This window comes from Kitasatospora sp. NPDC051853 (genome assembly GCF_044452665.1).
GTDB lineage: Bacteria > Actinomycetota > Actinomycetes > Streptomycetales > Streptomycetaceae > Kitasatospora.
The window spans coordinates 438,505-453,996 of record NZ_JBITBY010000006.1; the positions used below are offsets into that span (position 1 = coordinate 438,505).

15 protein-coding genes are annotated in these 15,492 nt (G+C 73.3%); 9 read left to right on the forward strand and 6 right to left on the reverse strand.

Annotation, left to right across the window (positions count from 1 at the left end):
* The first annotated feature begins 60 nt into the window (after positions 1-60).
* From ACIA8O_RS20115 to ACIA8O_RS20155, 9 genes are all read left to right on the forward strand, one after another.
* Positions 61-303, forward strand: coding sequence for a LapA family protein (locus tag ACIA8O_RS20115; protein ID WP_396295250.1), 243 nt, complete (start codon positions 61-63; stop codon positions 301-303).
* Positions 304-326: 23 nt separating this feature from the next.
* Positions 327-1,055 (forward strand): amino acid ABC transporter ATP-binding protein, encoded by a 729-nt coding sequence (locus tag ACIA8O_RS20120; protein WP_396295345.1) that lies wholly within the window; start codon positions 327-329, stop codon positions 1,053-1,055.
* Positions 1,056-1,068: 13 nt separating this feature from the next.
* Entirely contained in the window at positions 1,069-1,953 is an 885-nt protein-coding gene (locus tag ACIA8O_RS20125; protein ID WP_396295251.1) for a glutamate ABC transporter substrate-binding protein, read from the forward strand.
* 15 nt (positions 1,954-1,968) lie between these two features.
* Positions 1,969-2,613 (forward strand): amino acid ABC transporter permease, encoded by a 645-nt coding sequence (locus tag ACIA8O_RS20130; RefSeq protein WP_396295252.1) that lies wholly within the window; start codon positions 1,969-1,971, stop codon positions 2,611-2,613.
* Positions 2,610-3,467: an amino acid ABC transporter permease gene (locus ACIA8O_RS20135; RefSeq protein WP_396295253.1), complete on the forward strand. Its 858-nt coding sequence runs from the start codon at positions 2,610-2,612 to the stop codon at positions 3,465-3,467. Before ACIA8O_RS20130 ends, ACIA8O_RS20135 begins: the two co-directional genes overlap by 4 nt.
* 69 nt (positions 3,468-3,536) lie before the next feature.
* A complete protein-coding gene (locus tag ACIA8O_RS20140) occupies positions 3,537-4,442 on the forward strand; it encodes a LysR family transcriptional regulator (protein WP_396295254.1) in 906 nt (301 codons plus the stop codon).
* A 131-nt stretch (positions 4,443-4,573) separates the two neighbouring features.
* Positions 4,574-5,131, forward strand: coding sequence for a cysteine dioxygenase (locus tag ACIA8O_RS20145; RefSeq protein ID WP_396295255.1), 558 nt, complete (start codon positions 4,574-4,576; stop codon positions 5,129-5,131).
* A 6-nt stretch (positions 5,132-5,137) separates the two neighbouring features.
* On the forward strand, positions 5,138-6,175 hold the full coding sequence (locus tag ACIA8O_RS20150; protein WP_396295256.1) for a YeiH family protein: 1,038 nt from the start codon (positions 5,138-5,140) through the stop codon (positions 6,173-6,175).
* A gap of 350 nt (positions 6,176-6,525) precedes the next feature.
* The gene (locus ACIA8O_RS20155; protein WP_396295257.1) at positions 6,526-7,218 is read left to right on the forward strand and encodes a spermidine synthase; all 693 of its coding nucleotides are present in this window, start codon (positions 6,526-6,528) and stop codon (positions 7,216-7,218) included.
* A gap of 13 nt (positions 7,219-7,231) precedes the next feature.
* Here the strand turns inward: ACIA8O_RS20155 and ACIA8O_RS20160 are convergent, their stop codons facing one another.
* The 6 genes from ACIA8O_RS20160 to ACIA8O_RS20185 form a co-directional block, all read right to left on the reverse strand.
* Positions 7,232-9,478, reverse strand: a complete 2,247-nt coding sequence (locus ACIA8O_RS20160) for a glycosyl hydrolase family 18 protein (RefSeq protein ID WP_396295258.1) — start codon at positions 9,476-9,478, stop codon at positions 7,232-7,234.
* A 312-nt stretch (positions 9,479-9,790) separates the two neighbouring features.
* Positions 9,791-11,713: a hypothetical protein gene (locus ACIA8O_RS20165; RefSeq protein WP_396295259.1), complete on the reverse strand. Its 1,923-nt coding sequence runs from the start codon at positions 11,711-11,713 to the stop codon at positions 9,791-9,793.
* A 123-nt stretch (positions 11,714-11,836) separates the two neighbouring features.
* On the reverse strand, positions 11,837-13,375 hold the full coding sequence (locus ACIA8O_RS20170) for a CATRA conflict system CASPASE/TPR repeat-associated protein (protein WP_396295260.1): 1,539 nt from the start codon (positions 13,373-13,375) through the stop codon (positions 11,837-11,839).
* On the reverse strand, positions 13,356-13,790 hold the full coding sequence (locus ACIA8O_RS20175; RefSeq protein ID WP_396295261.1) for a hypothetical protein: 435 nt from the start codon (positions 13,788-13,790) through the stop codon (positions 13,356-13,358). The genes ACIA8O_RS20170 and ACIA8O_RS20175 overlap by 20 nt, the downstream gene beginning before the upstream one ends.
* Before the next feature lie 105 nt (positions 13,791-13,895).
* Complete coding sequence (locus ACIA8O_RS20180; protein ID WP_396295262.1) at positions 13,896-14,666, reverse strand: TetR/AcrR family transcriptional regulator; 771 nt, start codon at positions 14,664-14,666, stop codon at positions 13,896-13,898.
* A 222-nt stretch (positions 14,667-14,888) separates the two neighbouring features.
* Positions 14,889-15,395, reverse strand: coding sequence for an NUDIX hydrolase (locus tag ACIA8O_RS20185; protein ID WP_396295263.1), 507 nt, complete (start codon positions 15,393-15,395; stop codon positions 14,889-14,891).
* Positions 15,396-15,492 lie beyond the last annotated feature (97 nt).

The window sequence follows — 15,492 nt, forward strand, 5'->3', positions numbered from 1 at the left end:
TCGGTGCGATCGTCGGAGTGGTGCGGCGGGTGCCGGGCGGGGTGGGCGCATGCTCGCCGGGTGACCAAGACAACGGGTGATGGGCAGGGGAAGCGGAGCGAGATCGCGGGGGTCCCCACGCGGGTGATCGCGATCGGGGCGATCGTGGTGCTGGCGGTGTGGTTCCTGCTGGCCAACCTGGACAAGGTGAAGATCCAGTTCTGGGTGTTCACGGTGTCCTGTCCGCTGTGGATCGCGCTGCTGGCGACCCTGCTCGCGGGCGGGGCGCTGGGCTGGCTGCTCAAGGGGCGGCGCTCGAAGTGAGCGGGGTGTCCGCCTTCACCCCGCTGATCGAACTCCGGGGGGTGAACAAGCACTTCGGGGCGTTGCACGTGCTCCAGGAGATCGACCTGACGGTCGGCCGGGGCGAGGTCGTGGTGGTGATCGGGCCGTCCGGGTCGGGGAAGTCGACGCTCTGCCGGGCGGTCAACCGGCTGGAGCAGATCGAGTCGGGGACGATCACCATCGACGGGGTGCCGCTGCCGGAGGAGGGCAAGGGGCTGGCGAAGCTGCGGGCCGAGGTGGGGATGGTGTTCCAGTCCTTCAACCTGTTCGCCCACAAGACGGTGCTGCAGAACGTGGTGCTGGCGCAGGTGAAGGTCAGGAAGCGCGGGAGGCAGGAGGCCGAGGCGAAGGCCCGGGCGCTGCTGGAGCGGGTCGGTCTGGCCGCGCACGCGGACAAGTACCCGGCCCAGCTCTCCGGCGGGCAGCAGCAGCGGGTGGCGATCGCCCGGGCGTTGGCGATGGACCCGAAGGCGCTGCTGTTCGACGAGCCGACCTCCGCCCTCGACCCGGAGATGATCAACGAGGTGCTGGACGTGATGAAGGGGCTGGCCGACGAGGGCATGACGATGGTGGTGGTGACGCACGAGATGGGCTTCGCCCGCAGTGCGGCCAACCGCGTGGTGTTCATGGCGGACGGGCGGATCCTGGAGGACCGCGCGCCGGAGGAGTTCTTCGCCAGCCCGCGGACGGACCGGGCCAAGGACTTCCTCTCCAAGATCCTGAAGCACTGAGGGGCGGTCAGCGATGAGGCGCATCGTGCTCGTTGCGGTACTGGTCCTCGCCGCCGCCTGCGGCAAGCCCGGCACCCCGCCGCCCAAGGGCCCGCAGCCCAGCGCGCTGCCGACGTACCGGGTGAACAGCGCCGACGCGGTGCAGGGCTCGCCCACCCTGGACGCCGCGCGCGGCCGCGGCCGGCTGGTGGTGGGGGCCAAGGAGGACCAGCCGTACCTGGGGCAGAAGAACCCGGCCACCGGCACCTACTCGGGCTTCGACATCGAGATCGCCAAGATGGTCGCCGCCGACCTCGGCTTCGCGCCGGAGCAGATCCAGTTCCGCACCATCGCCTCGGCCAACCGCGAGACGGCGCTGCAGAACGGCCAGGTGGACTACTACGTCGGCACCTACACCATCAACGACAACCGCAAGAAGCTGGTCGGCTTCGCCGGGCCGTACTACATCGCGGGCCAGGGCCTGTTGGTGCGTCAGCAGGAGCAGGACATCGACGGGCCGCAGGACCTGGCCGGCAAGAAGGTCTGCTCCGCCGCCGGGTCCACCCCGTACCAGCGGATCCAGAAGGACTACCCGCAGGCCACCCTGGTCGGCTACGACACCTACTCGGCCTGCGTGGACAACCTGATCACCGCCCAGGTGGACGCGGTGACCACCGACGACACCATCCTGATGGGCTACGCGGCCAAGGCCCCGGACGAGTTGAAGCTGGTCGGGCAGCCGTTCTCCAAGGAGCCGTACGGCATCGGCACGCCGCGCGGCGACACCGCGCTGCGGGCCGCGATCAACGACGCGCTGCAGAACCACGAGCAGAACGGCGACTGGAAGAAGGCGTACGACGCCACCCTCGGCCTCTCCGGGGTGCCCGCGCCGACGCCCCCGCCGATCGACCGGTACTAGAGGGAGGTGCCCGGGGTGAAGGTCCTGACGGACAACTGGTCCACGTACTGGGAGGGTTTCCTCGGCACGCTGGAGCTGACCGCGGTCAGCGCGGCGCTGGCGTTGGCGCTCGGGGTGCTGATGGCGGGCTGCCGGGTCTCGCCGGTGAAGCCGCTGCGCACGCTGGGCACGGCCTGGGTGACGGTGCTGCGCAACACCCCGCTGACCCTGCTGTTCTTCGCGGTGCTGCTGGGGCTGCCGAGGTTCGGGATCTCGCTGCCGTTCTTCACCTTCGCGGTGATCGCGCTCGGCTGCTACACCTCGGCCTTCGTCTGCGAGGCGCTGCGCTCGGGCATCAACACGGTGCCCACCGGGCAGGGCGAGGCGGCCCGCAGCCTCGGCATGACCTTCGGTCAGACCCTGGGCCTGGTGGTGCTGCCGCAGGCGTTCCGCTCGGTGGTGGCGCCGGTGGGCAGCGTGATGATCGCGCTGGCCAAGAACACCGCGATCGCCGGTTCGTTCTCGGTGGTGGAGCTGCTCGGCACCTACCGGACCGTCAACGAGCTGGGCTACAGCATCGTCTGGACCTTCGTCTGGATCGCCGCAGGGTACCTGGTGATCACCCTGGCGATCAGCGCGGTCTTCAACCTGATGGAACGACGGCTGGCGGTGTCCCGATGAGCTCCGCACTGTACGACGTCCCCGGGCCGAAGGCGGCCGCCCGGCACCGGCTCTACGGGGTGCTGACCACCGTGCTGCTGGCGGCGGTGCTCGGCTGGGTGGTGTGGAAGCTCTTCGACACCGAGCAGTTCACCTACCAGAAGTGGATGCCCTTCGAGTACCGGGGCGTCCAGGAGCTGCTGCTGCGCGGCCTCGGCAACACGCTCAAGGCCTTTGCGCTGACCGCCCTCTTCGCCCTGCCCTTCGGCGCGCTGTTCGCCGCCGGGCGGCTCTCCGACCACCGGCCGGTGCGCTGGGTCTGCACCGTGGTGGTGGAGTTCTTCCGGGCCATGCCGCTGCTGGTGATGATCTTCTTCATCTTCGTCGCCATGCAGGTGCAGCCGCTCTGGGCGCTGGTGGCCGGGCTGACCCTCTACAACGGCTCGGTGCTGGCCGAGGTCTTCCGGGCCGGCGTGCTGGCGGTGCCCAAGGGGCAGCGCGAGGCGGCCTTCGCGCTCGGCATGCGCAAGACCCAGGTGATGGCGTACGTGCTGGTGCCGCAGGCCAACCGGGCCATGCTGCCGAGCATCATCAGCCAGCTGGTGGTGGCGCTCAAGGACACCTCGCTGGGCTTCCTGATCACCTACGAGGAGTTCCTGCACGCGGGCAAGCTGATCGCCACCAACCTCGACTACGACCTCCCCTTCATCCCGGTGGTGCTGGTGATCGCCCCGGTCTACATCGGCATGTGCCTGCTGCTCTCCTGGCTGGCCCGCTGGGTCGAGCAGCGCGGGCGGCGCAGCCCCCGGATCAAGGGTGGGGCCCCGATGGCGAAGGCCGGCGTGGCGATGGGGTTGCCTCCTGAGGCGCAGTGACACCAGTGGGACTCAGAAGCAGCTGACGGACTATCGGAGGCAAACCCAAAATCTGCTTATGATTCGGGGATGTTCGACTCCCGGCACCTGCGCACCTTCCACGAGGTGGTCGTCACTGGCTCCTACTCGGCGGCGGCCCGCGAGCTCGGCTACACCCAGCCCGCGATCACCCAGCAGATGAAGGCACTGGAGCGCGAGGTCGGGGTGCCGCTGTTCACCCGGGCCGGGCGCGGGCTGCGGCTCACCGAGGCCGGGGAGACCCTGGCCCGGCACGCCGAGGAGATCCTGGAAGGCCTGCGCACCGCCCAGCAGCAGCTCGGCGCGCTCGCCCGGCTGCGCGCCGGACGGGTCCGGGTCTGCGCCTTCCCCAGTGCCAACGCCACCCTGATCCCGGCCGCGATGGCCCGCCTCCAGGCCGAGCACCCCGGCATCCGGGTCGAGCTGCTGGAGGCCGAACCGCCCGAGTCGATCCAGCGGCTGCTGCGCGGCGAGTGCGACATCACGCTGGCCTTCAGCTACCCCGGCGCCGACGCCGAGGTACCGCCGGAGGTGCAGGTCACGCCGCTGATGGAGGACCAGCTCACCGTGCTGCTCCCGCTCGGCCACCCGCTGGCGCGCCGTCAGGCCGTCCGGATCTCCGACCTCGCCGAGGAGCGCTGGATCGCCGGCTGCCCGCGCTGCCGGGCCAATCTGCTCCAGGTCTGCTCCGACCAGGGCTTCGCCCCCGACGTGGTCTTCACCACCGACGACAACCTCGCCGTGCAGAGCCTGGTCGCGGCCGGCGTCGGCATCGCCCTGATGCCCGCCCTGGTGCTCTCCTTCATGTGCCACGCCAAGGTCACCGGCCGCCTCGCCGAGCCGCACGTGCGCCGCCAGGTCTCCGCCTACGTGCTCCGCGACCACCTCCGGGTGCCCGCCACCGGACTGGTCCTGGACGAACTGGTCCGGGCCGCCGCCTCCCGCGTCGGCTGCTGATCACCACGGACGGCCGCCCGCTGAGCGGGCGAACGGCGCGCGCACGCGCCCGTCATCCATAAGCACGAGCTGGCGGAACGTCAAGGAATCCTCGTTGGACGCGTGCGCGCACGCGTCGCACGCTCGGTGGCATGACAACCACCACCGCGCCCCTGGACGCCTGTACCGAGCGGATGCACGGCCTGGTCGACGAGCTGCGCCGCGTGGTCGGCCGGGCCCTGCCGCCGGAGCTGACGGTCCGGCTGGTCGCCGCCGCGCTCGCCCCGCACCTCGGCAGCCCGGACCTGCTCACCCCGGCCCAGCAGGAGGGCGACCCCGAGCGCTACCGCCAGCACCTGCTGCACGCCGAGTCCGACGGCAGCCTCTCGATAGCCGCCCTGGTCTGGCTCCCCGGCCAGCACACCTCGATCCACGACCACGTCTCCTGGTGCGCCACCGGCGTCCACCAGGGCGAGGAGAGCGAGCGCCGCTACCTGCTGGTCCCCGACGGCCGCACCGGACGGCTGGTCGCCACCGAGGACGTGGTGAACCGTCAGGGCGAGGTCTGCGGCTTCACCCCGCCCGGTGACATCCACCGGGTGGCCAACACCGGCTCCGGCACCGCCATCTCCCTGCACGTCTACGGCGCCGACCTGGCCCGGCTGGGCAGCAGCGTCCGCCGGGTCTACCAGCAGCCGGTCGAGGGCTGAACCACCATGGCCATCACGCTGCGCGCCGTCGCGCACCCCACCCTCCCCGGCCCGGTCCGCCGCCACGGCCCCGGCCTCGCCCTGGCCGCCGCCGGGGTGGCCCTCGCCTGGGCCGTGCACCGCGCCGTCCCGGCCGTGCCGATGCTCACCGCCGCCGTGGTGCTCGGGGTGACGGCCGGTCAGCTGCCCGCGCTGCGCCCGCTGGTCGGCGGCGCCGCCAAGGCCGGTCTCGGCCTGGCCTCCAAGCGGCTGATGCGCGCCGGGATCGTGCTGCTCGGCCTCAAGCTCGGGCTGCGGGACGTGCTCGGCCTCGGCTGGGCCAGCGTGCTGATGGTGCTCACCGTGGTCGCCGCCACCTTCTTCGGCACCGTCTGGCTGGGCCGCCGGCTCGGCCTGCCGGGCGACCAGCCGCTGCTGATCGCCACCGGCTACTCGATCTGCGGGGCCTCGGCGATCGGCGCGGTCGGCCAGGCGGCCGGCAGCGAGGAGGAGGACATGGCCACCTCCGCCGCCCTGGTCACCCTCTGCGGCACGCTGGCCATCGCGGTGCTGCCGCTGCTGCGCACCCCGCTCGGGCTGGACGCGGGCGAGTTCGGCCGCTGGGTCGGCGCCGGGGTGCACGACGTCGGCCAGGTGGTGGCCACCGCGCAGACCGCCGGGGCCGAGGCGCTGCGGGAGGCGGTGCTGGTCAAGCTGATGCGGGTGGCCATGCTGGCCCCGCTGGTGGCCGGGGTCGGGATCGTGCTGGCCCGCCGCGGGCCGCGCGCCGGCAAGGCGGGCGCCAAGCCGCCGGTGCTGCCGCTGTTCGTGGTCGGCTTCCTGGCGATGGTCGCGGTCAACAGCACCGGCCTGGTCCCGGCGGTGGCCCTCTCGCTGGCCGCGCACGCCCAGGAACTCCTGCTCGCCACCGCCCTGTTCGCCCTCGGCAGCGCCGTCCGGCTCTCCTCGCTCACCCGCACCGGCGCCCGGGTCGCCCTCCTCGGACTGGCCTCCTGGGTGCTGATCGCCGGGGTCGCCTACGGCGGCGTCCTGCTGACGTCCTGAATCGGCAACGCTTCGCCCCCGCCGTCGACTTGACGGTCCCCGACGGGCATCCTCGCTGCGGACGGGGGCGGGGGCGGTGGAGTTCCACCGGGCGGGACGGCTGCGGCGCAGAGCCGCGAAGGTGCTGACGGTCGCGGCGGTCGCCGGGGCGGGGCCGTTCGCCGAGGAGGCGCGCCGGGCCCCACTGCGGACGGGCTCCGGGCCCGGGGCCTCGACCCGGTGACCGGTCTGCCGGTGCGTCAGGAGACGCCCGGGCAGGCGCTGCGCCGGTACTCCGGCGGAAGGTACCGCGGGAACGGCTAGAGTCGGGGACGCACAGCCGCAGACGAACGACCGAAGGGCCCAGCGAGATGACCGTGCTCCCGGACCGGGACGGATTCGACGCCCCCGTCACGATCGACCGCCGTGAGGGCCCGTACGGCGAGGTGGCGCTGCGGCGGCGCGGGGCGCACTACGAGATCATCGCCAACGGCTGCTTCCTGATGGACACCGCCGACGGCCGCTCCGAGCGCCTGCTGATCCAGGCGGCGCTGGACCAGCTGGCCTCGGTGGAGAGCCCCAGCGTGCTGATCGGCGGGCTGGGCGTCGGCTTCTCGCTGGCGTACGCGGCGGCCGAGCCGCGCTGGGGCCGGATCGCGGTGGCCGAGCGGGAGGACGCCATCATCGGCTGGCACCGCACCGGCCCGCTGGCCGCCTTCTCCGAGCACGCGCTGGACGACCCCCGGGTCGCGGTGCTGCACGGCGACCTGGTCGCCTACCTGGCCGCCGAGGGCGAGGGCTTCGACGCGCTCTGCCTCGACATCGACAACGGCCCGGACTGGACCGTCACCGAGGAGAACACCGGCCTCTACGGCCCGGCCGGCCTGGCCGCGGCCCGGCGCCGGCTCAACCCCGGCGGGATCCTGGCGGTGTGGAGCGCACAGCCGTCTGCGGCCTTCGAGGAGGCGCTGCGGACGGCCGGCTTCGCGGACGTGCGCACCGAGGAGGTCCCGGTGCTGCGCGGCGTGCCCGATGTGGTGCACCTGGCACGCCGCGCGGACTGACGGAGGGCTGACGCTACTTCAGACCGCTGTCCACCGCGGTCATCAGTTCACCGTTGGTGGTGTCGCCGTCGAAGGACCAGATCATCGCGCCCGCCAGGCCCTGGGACTTGATCCAGGCGGTCTTGCGGGCGATCTCGGCCGGGTCGTCGTAGGTGTAGAAGACGGTGCCGTTGTAGATGTAGGAGTGGCCGGCCACCGGGTCGCGGTAGATGGTGTAACCGCCGCTGGTGGCCATGGTCTTGAGCTTCTTGTAGTCCTCGAAGCCGTTCTCGTACGAGCCCGGGGCCGGTCCGGTCGCGCTCTGGAACAGGCCGTTGGTGGTGCCGCGCGGCACGCCCGTCCAGCCGCGTCCGTAGAACGGGATGCCGAGGGTCAGCTTGCTCTTCGGGGCGCCCCGGGTGAGGTAGGCGTTGATGGCGATCTCGGAGCTGAACTGCCGGGCCACCGGGTTCGGGTCACCGGCCGCCAGCTTGATGCCGGACTGCTGGTTGGTCTGCATCTCCCAGGCGCCGTGGTAGTCGTAGCCCTGGATGGTGGCGAAGTCGAAGGCGCCGAACAGGCCGGGCACGTCGATGCCGAGGTCCACCTTGGCCGGGTCGGCCGGGAGGAAGGCGCTGAGGGTGTACTTCTTGCCGGTGGTGGCGGTCAGCGCGTCCAGCTGGCGGCGGAACTCCTGGGCCAGCAGCGTGTAGTTGGCCTTGTCGGCCGGGCGGATGATGTTGCCGAGGTGCCCCTCGGAGTTCGGCCACTCCCAGTCGAGGTCGATGCCGTCGAAGATCCCGGCGGCCGAGCCCGCGCCGCCGCGGCCGTCGATGGTCGGCAGGTTGCCCTTGATGTACATGTCGATGCAGGAGCTGACCAGCGCCTTGCGGGAGGCGTCGGTGAGCGAGGCGTCGGAGAACCACTTGCTGTAGGACCAACCGCCCAGCGAGATCTGCATCTTGAGGTTGGGGTACTTGGCCTTGAGCTGCTTCAGCTGGTTGAAGTTGCCGGCCAGCTTCTGGTCCCAGGTGTCGGTGGTCCCGGCCACCGAGTTGCCCGCGTCCCAGCCCTTGCCGAAGTCGGCCCAGGCGTCACCGGCACCGTCACCGGCGTTCGGGTCCGAGTCGTTGCCGGCCGCCTTGTTGGTGATGAAGCAGGTCTTGCTGGTGGGGTGGATGTTGGCGAAGGCGTAGTTGAGGTGGGTCAGCTTGGCCGCGGTGCCGGAGGTGTCCAGCTGCTTCACGCTGTAGCCGCGGGCGTAGATGGACCACTGGGTGAAGTAGCCGATCTTCAGCGCGTTGGGGTTGACCACCTCCTTGGTGGTCCGGGTGGCCACCGGGTCGGAGGCGACCGAGGAGTTGCCCGCCGCGTCGCGCGCCTTCACGGTGAAGGAGTAGTCGGTCTCCGGGGTGAGCCCGCTGACCACCGCGCTGGTGCCGGTGACGGTCGCGGCCAGCGCCGCGCCGTTGTAGACGTCGTACGCGACCACCCCGACGTTGTCCGTGCTGGCGCCCCAACTCAGGGCCACCGAACGGGAGTCCGGGATCGCGGACGGGGTGCCGGGCTTGCTCGGCGGCAGCACGTCCGGCTGCGGCGGGGGCACCACGACCTGGACCGGGCCGACCGGCGCGGAGCGGTTGCCCGCCGCGTCGAAGGCCACCACGGTGAGGTTGTACGTCCCGGCGGGCAGGCCCGAGATGGTGGAACCGGTCCCGGCCACGGTCGCGAGCTTGGTGGAGCCGTTGAAGACGTCGTAGCCGGTGACCCCGACGTTGTCGGTGCTGGCGCTCCAGGAGACGGTGATCGACCCGCTGCCGGGCGTCGCCTGGAGGTTGCCCGGCACGCTCGGCGCCACGGTGTCGGAGCCGGTGCCGTCGCACGGCTTGCCGTTCAACTTGCAGTTGAGCAGCGGGGTGTAGGCGCCCGAGTAGGCGATGTTGAAGCCCAGGCCGTACGAGGCGCCGGGCGCGATCGAGGTCTGCCAGCTCGGCGGCTTGACCGTGACGTGCGAGCCGGCGGCGGTGTAGGTCGCGTTCCAGAGCGAGGCGACGGTGTTGTTGGCGGGCAGGTCGAACTCGAGCACCCAGTTGTTCAGGGCGGTGGTCTCGTTGTTCTTGACGGTGTAGCTGCCCTCGTAGCCGGAGCCCCAGTCGCTGCCCTTGGCGAAGGTCGCGGTGGGGGCGGCGGCCTGGGCGGTGCTGGGCAGCGCCACCGCCAGCAGCGGGGCGATCAACGCCCCCGCCGCGAGCAGGGGCAGGCTGAACCGACGTCTGCGCATGGCTGAGCTCCTGTCCAGGGAGCCCCCGCCCGGTGCACGGACGGGTCTGCTCCCTACCTGTGGGGAGGTGACGGTTCCAGGTGCGGGTACTGCCGGGACGCCGGGCCGTCGGGTTGCCACGGAGATCCTGTGTCATGCGAGCGTAGGGACGGACCCCGGACCTGGCAATAGGTCTGGACCAGGGTCGTGCACCTGCCAGTGTCGCGCCTGGTCCGGCGGGGCCGTCCCCGGCCGGGACGCCGAACGGCCGCCGGCCACGGGGCGGGTGCCTCGTGGCCGGCGGCCGTCGGTGCGTCGTGGGCTGACCGACCGTCAGCCGAAGGGGTTGTTCGCGGGCGGTGCGGGCTGGGCCGGGGCCGCGGGGGCGGCGGCCTTGGGCGGCGGGGCGCCGAAGGGGTTGAAGTCGTCCGGGGGGACGTGGACGAAGCGGCCCTTGAGGCTCTCGTCCTCCTCGGTGGCGGCCGGGGCGGCGGCCTTGGGCTTCGGCGGGGCGAAGGGGTTGAAGTCGTCCGGGGGCACGTGCACGAAACGGCCCTTGGCGCCCTCGTCGTCGGCCGGGGCGACCGGGGCCGCCGGCCGGGGCGGCGAGGTCGGACGCGGCGGTGCCACCGGGGCGGCCGGGGCGGCCGGCTGAGCGGTCGTCACGGTGCCGAAGGGGTCGGCCGGCTGGGCGGTGGTCACGGTGCCGAACGGGTCGACGGCGGCCGGAGCCGGGGCAGCCACCGGAGCGGCGGCCGGGGCCGCGGGGGCGGTGGCCTTGGGCGGCGGGGCGCCGAAGGGGTTGAAGTCGTCCGGGGGGACGTGGACGAAGCGGCCCTTGAGGCTCTCGTCCTCCTCGGTGGCGGCCGGGGCGGCGGCCTTGGGCTTCGGCGGGGCGAAGGGGTTGAAGTCGTCCGGGGGCACGTGCACGAAGCGGCCCTTGGGCTCCTCCTCGGCGGAGGCGATCGCGGTGGCCGCCGGCTGCGGGGCAGCGGGAGCGACCGGCGGGGCGGGCGGGGCCGGCGGTGCCGGGGGAGCGGCGGGCGGCGGGGCCACCGGCTGCGGCGGGACGGCCGACTGCACGTCGCCCTGGTAGGCCGGCTGGTAGGCGGGCGCGGGCGGCTCGGGCTGGTACTGCGGCTGGGCCGGAGCCTGCGGCTGGGCCTGCGGAGCGGCGGCCTGCGGCGGCAGGGCGGCGCGGGTGCCGTCCCAGCCGAGCTGGATCCCGGCCAGCACCTCGGCGAAGGCGCCCGCGTAGAGCTCGAAGTCCTCCGGGTGCGCGGTGCTCGCCTGCACCGTCAGCACCGTCACGCCGTCCGGCAGCGGGAGGAAGGCCTCGACCACCGAGACCACCGTGTTGTCCTGCGCGTCCGGCTCGTCGGCCGCCTGGCCGACCGGCAGCAGCAGCTGCGGCACCGAGGCGATCCGGGTCTCCACCAGGACGGCCGCCGGACCGGCCGGGACCAGCACCGTCCACACCTCGGCCTGCGGCCGGGAGTCGGCCAACTCGGCCGACAGCTCGGTGATCTGACGCCCCGAAGGCACCAGCGAGACCACCAGCGAGGCCCGGCTCGGACGGCCGTCCACCTCCAGCGCGGCCAGACCGGCGAAGACCACCCCGGCAGCGGCGGCGGGCTGCGCCAGCAGACCCGTCAGCACCGACCACTCCAGGCGGTCCAGCGCGCTGCCGCCCGCGTACACCTCCTCGGCCACCTCGGCCAGATGACCGGCCCGGTCGGCCCGGCCGCCGCGCACCACCAGCGGGTGGAACACCGGCGGCACCACGAACCGGACCTCGACGCCCGCACCCGTGGCCAGCTCCTCCGGCTCCGCCACCGGGCGGTCCGAGGCGAACCGCGCCACGGCGGCCGGGAACTCGGGCCGCAGGAACGCGTCCGCGGCGTCGGCCGTGACCGGCAGCCCGACCTGAGCGGCCGTCACCGCCTCGGCAGGCAGCCCGCGCAGCTCCTTCGCCCCGTACCGGCCGAACAGCTCCGAGGTCGGCGCGTCGGCCTCCGCGAACGCCGTCACCGTGGAGGCCTCCACCACCGCGCCCAGCCCGCGGACGGTCATCCGCCCCGGGCCGGTCCGGGCCAGCCGCAGGCCGAACAGCGCGGACGCCGCCGGGTGCGTGGACGGCCCACCGCTCAACGAGCTCGCCGGATAGTGCGTGGCCACCCGGCTCAACAGGCTGTCGGCCAGTACGTCGATCGTGGCGCCGATCCGCTCCGCGCCCGCGAAGCCGTCCAGAGTCATGGCGGTGGGCCCCCTCGCTCCCCGGTGGAAATTCCGTTCACTTTCTATCAGAACCGCCCGACGACTTGGTGTTCAGCCCGTGTGGACCTGCCCGCGGACCGGCTGCCCGCCCGCCGCAGGCGGTCAGCGGCGGCGCTCCAGGAGGGCGGCGGTCAGGGCGCCGAGGGCGGCGGCCGGGAGGGACCAGGCGGGCGGGGCCGGGGCGGCGGTGTGCCAGGAGGAGACGGCGGTGGCGGCCAGCCAGCCGGTGCAGGCACCGAGGGCGGTCATGGCGAGGCGGTCGGTGAGGGAGGGCCGGGCCCTCCGCCCGGTCTCGCGGGCCCAGCGCAGCACGGAGCCGGGCAGCACGGTGGCCAGGGCACCGAGCAGCGCGATCACCGGCCCGTGGAACGGGCCCGGCAGCGGTGGCCGGTAGTCGAGCGCCTGCACGGCGGCCAGCACCATCAACACCCCGCCCAGCACCGAGGTCTGGAGCAGCGTCAGCTGCTGCTGCCGCTGGTGCAACCGCTGCTGCACCAGCGCGGTCGCGTTCCGCACCACGGTGTCCGCCCGGTCACCCACCAGCCGGAAGTCCTCCGCGTCGTGCTCGGTCTGCCGCAGCAGCCACCCCCGCAGCGCGGTGTCCTCGGCGAACAGCCCGCCGAGCGGGGCACCGGCCACCGGAGGGACCGCCAGATCGGCGTTGGCGGCGGCGAGTTCGGCCTGCCGCCGGAACCGCTCCAGCCTCGTGCGGTACGTGAGCAGGGTGTCGGCGGCCTGCTGCAGCTCGGCGAGGGCGTTCTCCAGCGCGAGGAACTGGGCGGCCCGGTGGGAGGTCCCGTCCCGGGTGGGTTCGGCACAGAGGCCGACCATCCGGTCGGTGAGCCGGTCGACCAGGTCACGGTGGGCCCGGAAACCGGCCTGCCGGTCCGCGAACGCCAGGTACTGGTCGTGGAGTTTGGCGCTCTGCAGCAGGTAGCGGTGGAGGCCGGTCGGCCGCAGGGCGGTGGCCTCGGTGGCCCCGTGGCTCCAGATCCAGGAGTCCAGCAGGCCCTCATCGGCGCGGGCGGCCAGCACGGCCAGCCGCCGCGACCGTCCCCCGGTGCTCTCGGCCGGGGGCGAGAACACCAGGAACTCACCCTGGGCATCCGGCAGTTGGAGTGCCCGCGCGGTCGGGACCGCCACGCCGACGGCGGTGGTGAAGCCGACCCGCATCCCGGCCTCGCGGAGCAGCGTGGCGGGTGCCGCGGCGTCGGTCACCACCCGGTGGACCACGGCGGTGCCGAGCACCCCGTCCGGGGCCGGATCGCCCGCCGCGCCCCCGCCGTGCCGGGCCACGGCCGCCTGCCAGTCGCGCTCCGCGCGGGTCCAGGGCTCGCCGGGCGCGGTGGCCAGCAGCACGACGACACCGACCACGTCGTGCTGGACGTAGCACAGCGCCTGCTGCGCCGGCCCCGCCGTCCCGGGCCGCTTCCGCCCGGCCAGTGCCCGGAACGACCCCGGCCGCTCGCCCTCCCCGGGCAGCTGTTCCGGAACCTCCAGCGGAAGCCCCAGCAACGGCTGCGTCATCCCGTGCTCCCGGCACGCCCGCCACCAGGCACGCAGCAGCTCCCCGGCCGCGCCGTCCAGCGCGTCCCGGCCGACGAACAGATGGAGGATCAGGTCATGGTCGGCCGGCGTCACCGGGCTCCTCGTGGCCGGCCGACGGCTCGCCGGAGTACGGCGACTGCGGCCCGAGGTCGATCCGGTCGTTGAGCAGCTCGTCGGGCAGCCGCGGCACCGGAGCGTCCCCGGGCTCATCGGCCCCCCGCGCGGCGGCCTCGCCGATCTCGACGGCGATCTCGTCGACCTCGGGCTCGTACCCGAGGTAGCTGTGCTCGGGCGTGAAGGTCGCGGACCACTCGACGCCCGCGCCGTCCGCGAGGTAGCCGCCCGCCAGGCCGCCGGTGAAGGGGGTGGCCGCGGGACGGCCGTACGCCGTGACGTGGCCGTCGAGCCCGCCGGCCAGGTCTCCGGGCAGGTCGGGGAGCCCGAGCCCGCCGAACGCGGTGGCGTCGCCCAGGCCCGCGTCCGCACCGGTGAGGCCGTCGTCTGGCACGCCGAGGCCGTCTGCGAATTGGTCTGTCACTGTCGTCCCCCCGGACGCCTTCAACTGTCCCCGTGCAGGCTCAGGTTAGCGACGTACGGCGGCCGCCGGGAGAGGTTATGCCGGGGTGGCCAGGCGGGCGAGGGCCTCGGGGAGGTCGGGGACGGCGAGGAGGGCGGTGAGTTGGCGGACGAGCTGGGCGGTGGGGCCGGTGGTGGATTCGGTGGCGAGGAAGTCGGCCAGGTCGAGGGCCAGCGCGGGTTCGCGGGCGGCGCAGACCACCAGCGCGGCGGTGAACTCCTGCACCAGCTGGAGCTGGAGCTCCTCCGGCGGCACGGTGCTCTCGTCCGACAGCCAGTCCAGCGAGGTGATCTCGACGTTGGCGATCCAGGCCCGGACGGTGCGCCGCAGGTTGGCGCTGGGCTCGCCGACCGAGAGGTGGGAGAGGATCTGCTCGGCCGCGGCCCGCCGCACCTGGTCGATGACGGCCGTCCCGGCCGGGCTGGAGGTCACCGAGCCGCCGCGCAGCAGGGCGGTGAAGCCGGGCCCGTGGCTCTGCACGAAGTCGAGGTAACGGCCCATCACCCGGTAGAGCCGCTCGGAGAGCGGGCCCTCCCGGGGCTCCTCGAAGCGGCCGGCCAGCTCCTGGCCCGCGCGCCGCAGGGCCTCCTCGTAGAGGGCCTGCTTGCCGGGGAAGTAGTGGTAGACCAGCGGCCGGGAGGCACCGGCCGCGGCCGCGATGTCGTCGATCGACACGTCCTCCGGCGCGTGCCGGCTGAACAGGTCGAGGGCCACCGCGATCAGCTGCTCCCGCCGCTCGTCCACGGTCAGCCGTCGGCGGGGTGCCCGCCCGTTCCGATCCGCCACCGGCGGCGTACGCGAAACCATGGCGTCACCCTAGTGCCTCCCCCGGCAGGGCTCGCCCCGTCGCGCCGCCCGGCACGCGCCCTCCTTGCCCGCCATCGGGCAGGAGGGGCCCTTTCGCCGCAAACCGGCCAAAGGCCCGAGTAGCTCCGCTACGAGGGCCTTTTCCCGGCACGCCGAGAGCACGCACCGAACGACGCTCCTGATGGGGCGAACCCTGCCGGGGGAGGCACTTGCCCCGGAGCGTCAGCCCCGGTGGGCCAGGTAGCGCCGGTAGGCCTCGCGGCCGTCGGGCACGAACTCCCATTCCGTGAGCCGCCGGTCCAGCTCGGCCTCGGTGAGCCAGTCGTGCCAGTCGACCTCCTCGACCTGGGGCCGGACGGGGCCGTCCCAGCGGGCCTCCCAGACGTCGCACCACCAGGAGAGCCCGGGCTCGGAGAACAGGAACTTGAACAGGCGGTGCGGGACGACCCCGGAGACCCCGAGCTCCTCCTCGGCCTCGCGGACGGCGGCCTCGGCGTAGGTCTCGCCGGTGCCGACCACGCCGCCGACGAAGGCGTCGTACGTGCTCGGGCCGTAGCTCTTGGTGGCGGCCCGGCGGTGGACGAAGATCCGGTCCTGCGGGTCGCGGACCAGGACGAAGGAGCAACGGTGCGTCAGGCCCTGCCGGTAGACCTCGCTGCGCGGGGCGGTCCCGACCACCTCGTCGCGGTCGTCCACCACGTCCAGGATCTCGTCCTCGGGGTTCGTCATGGTCCTCACGTTATCGACCTGACGGGGTGTCGGGGGAGAGGGGACGGGGGGACCGGCACGTCAGCGCACCGACGATGATCGGACTATCGTTCAGGGG

Excerpts from the sequence above, each read along its gene's own strand:
- ACIA8O_RS20125 (WP_396295251.1), top strand. The coding sequence starts at position 1,069 with ATGAGGCGCATCGTGCTCGTTGCGGTACTGGTCCTCGCCGCCGCCTGC.
- ACIA8O_RS20135 (WP_396295253.1), top strand. The coding sequence starts at position 2,610 with ATGAGCTCCGCACTGTACGACGTCCCCGGGCCGAAGGCGGCCGCCCGG.
- ACIA8O_RS20140 (WP_396295254.1), top strand. The coding sequence starts at position 3,537 with ATGTTCGACTCCCGGCACCTGCGCACCTTCCACGAGGTGGTCGTCACT.
- ACIA8O_RS20145 (WP_396295255.1), top strand. The coding sequence starts at position 4,574 with ATGACAACCACCACCGCGCCCCTGGACGCCTGTACCGAGCGGATGCAC.
- ACIA8O_RS20150 (WP_396295256.1), top strand. The coding sequence starts at position 5,138 with ATGGCCATCACGCTGCGCGCCGTCGCGCACCCCACCCTCCCCGGCCCG.
- ACIA8O_RS20155 (WP_396295257.1), top strand. The coding sequence starts at position 6,526 with ATGACCGTGCTCCCGGACCGGGACGGATTCGACGCCCCCGTCACGATC.
- ACIA8O_RS20160 (WP_396295258.1), bottom strand. The coding sequence starts at position 9,478 with ATGCGCAGACGTCGGTTCAGCCTGCCCCTGCTCGCGGCGGGGGCGTTG.
- ACIA8O_RS20165 (WP_396295259.1), bottom strand. The coding sequence starts at position 11,713 with ATGACTCTGGACGGCTTCGCGGGCGCGGAGCGGATCGGCGCCACGATC.
- ACIA8O_RS20180 (WP_396295262.1), bottom strand. The coding sequence starts at position 14,666 with ATGGTTTCGCGTACGCCGCCGGTGGCGGATCGGAACGGGCGGGCACCC.
- ACIA8O_RS20185 (WP_396295263.1), bottom strand. The coding sequence starts at position 15,395 with ATGACGAACCCCGAGGACGAGATCCTGGACGTGGTGGACGACCGCGAC.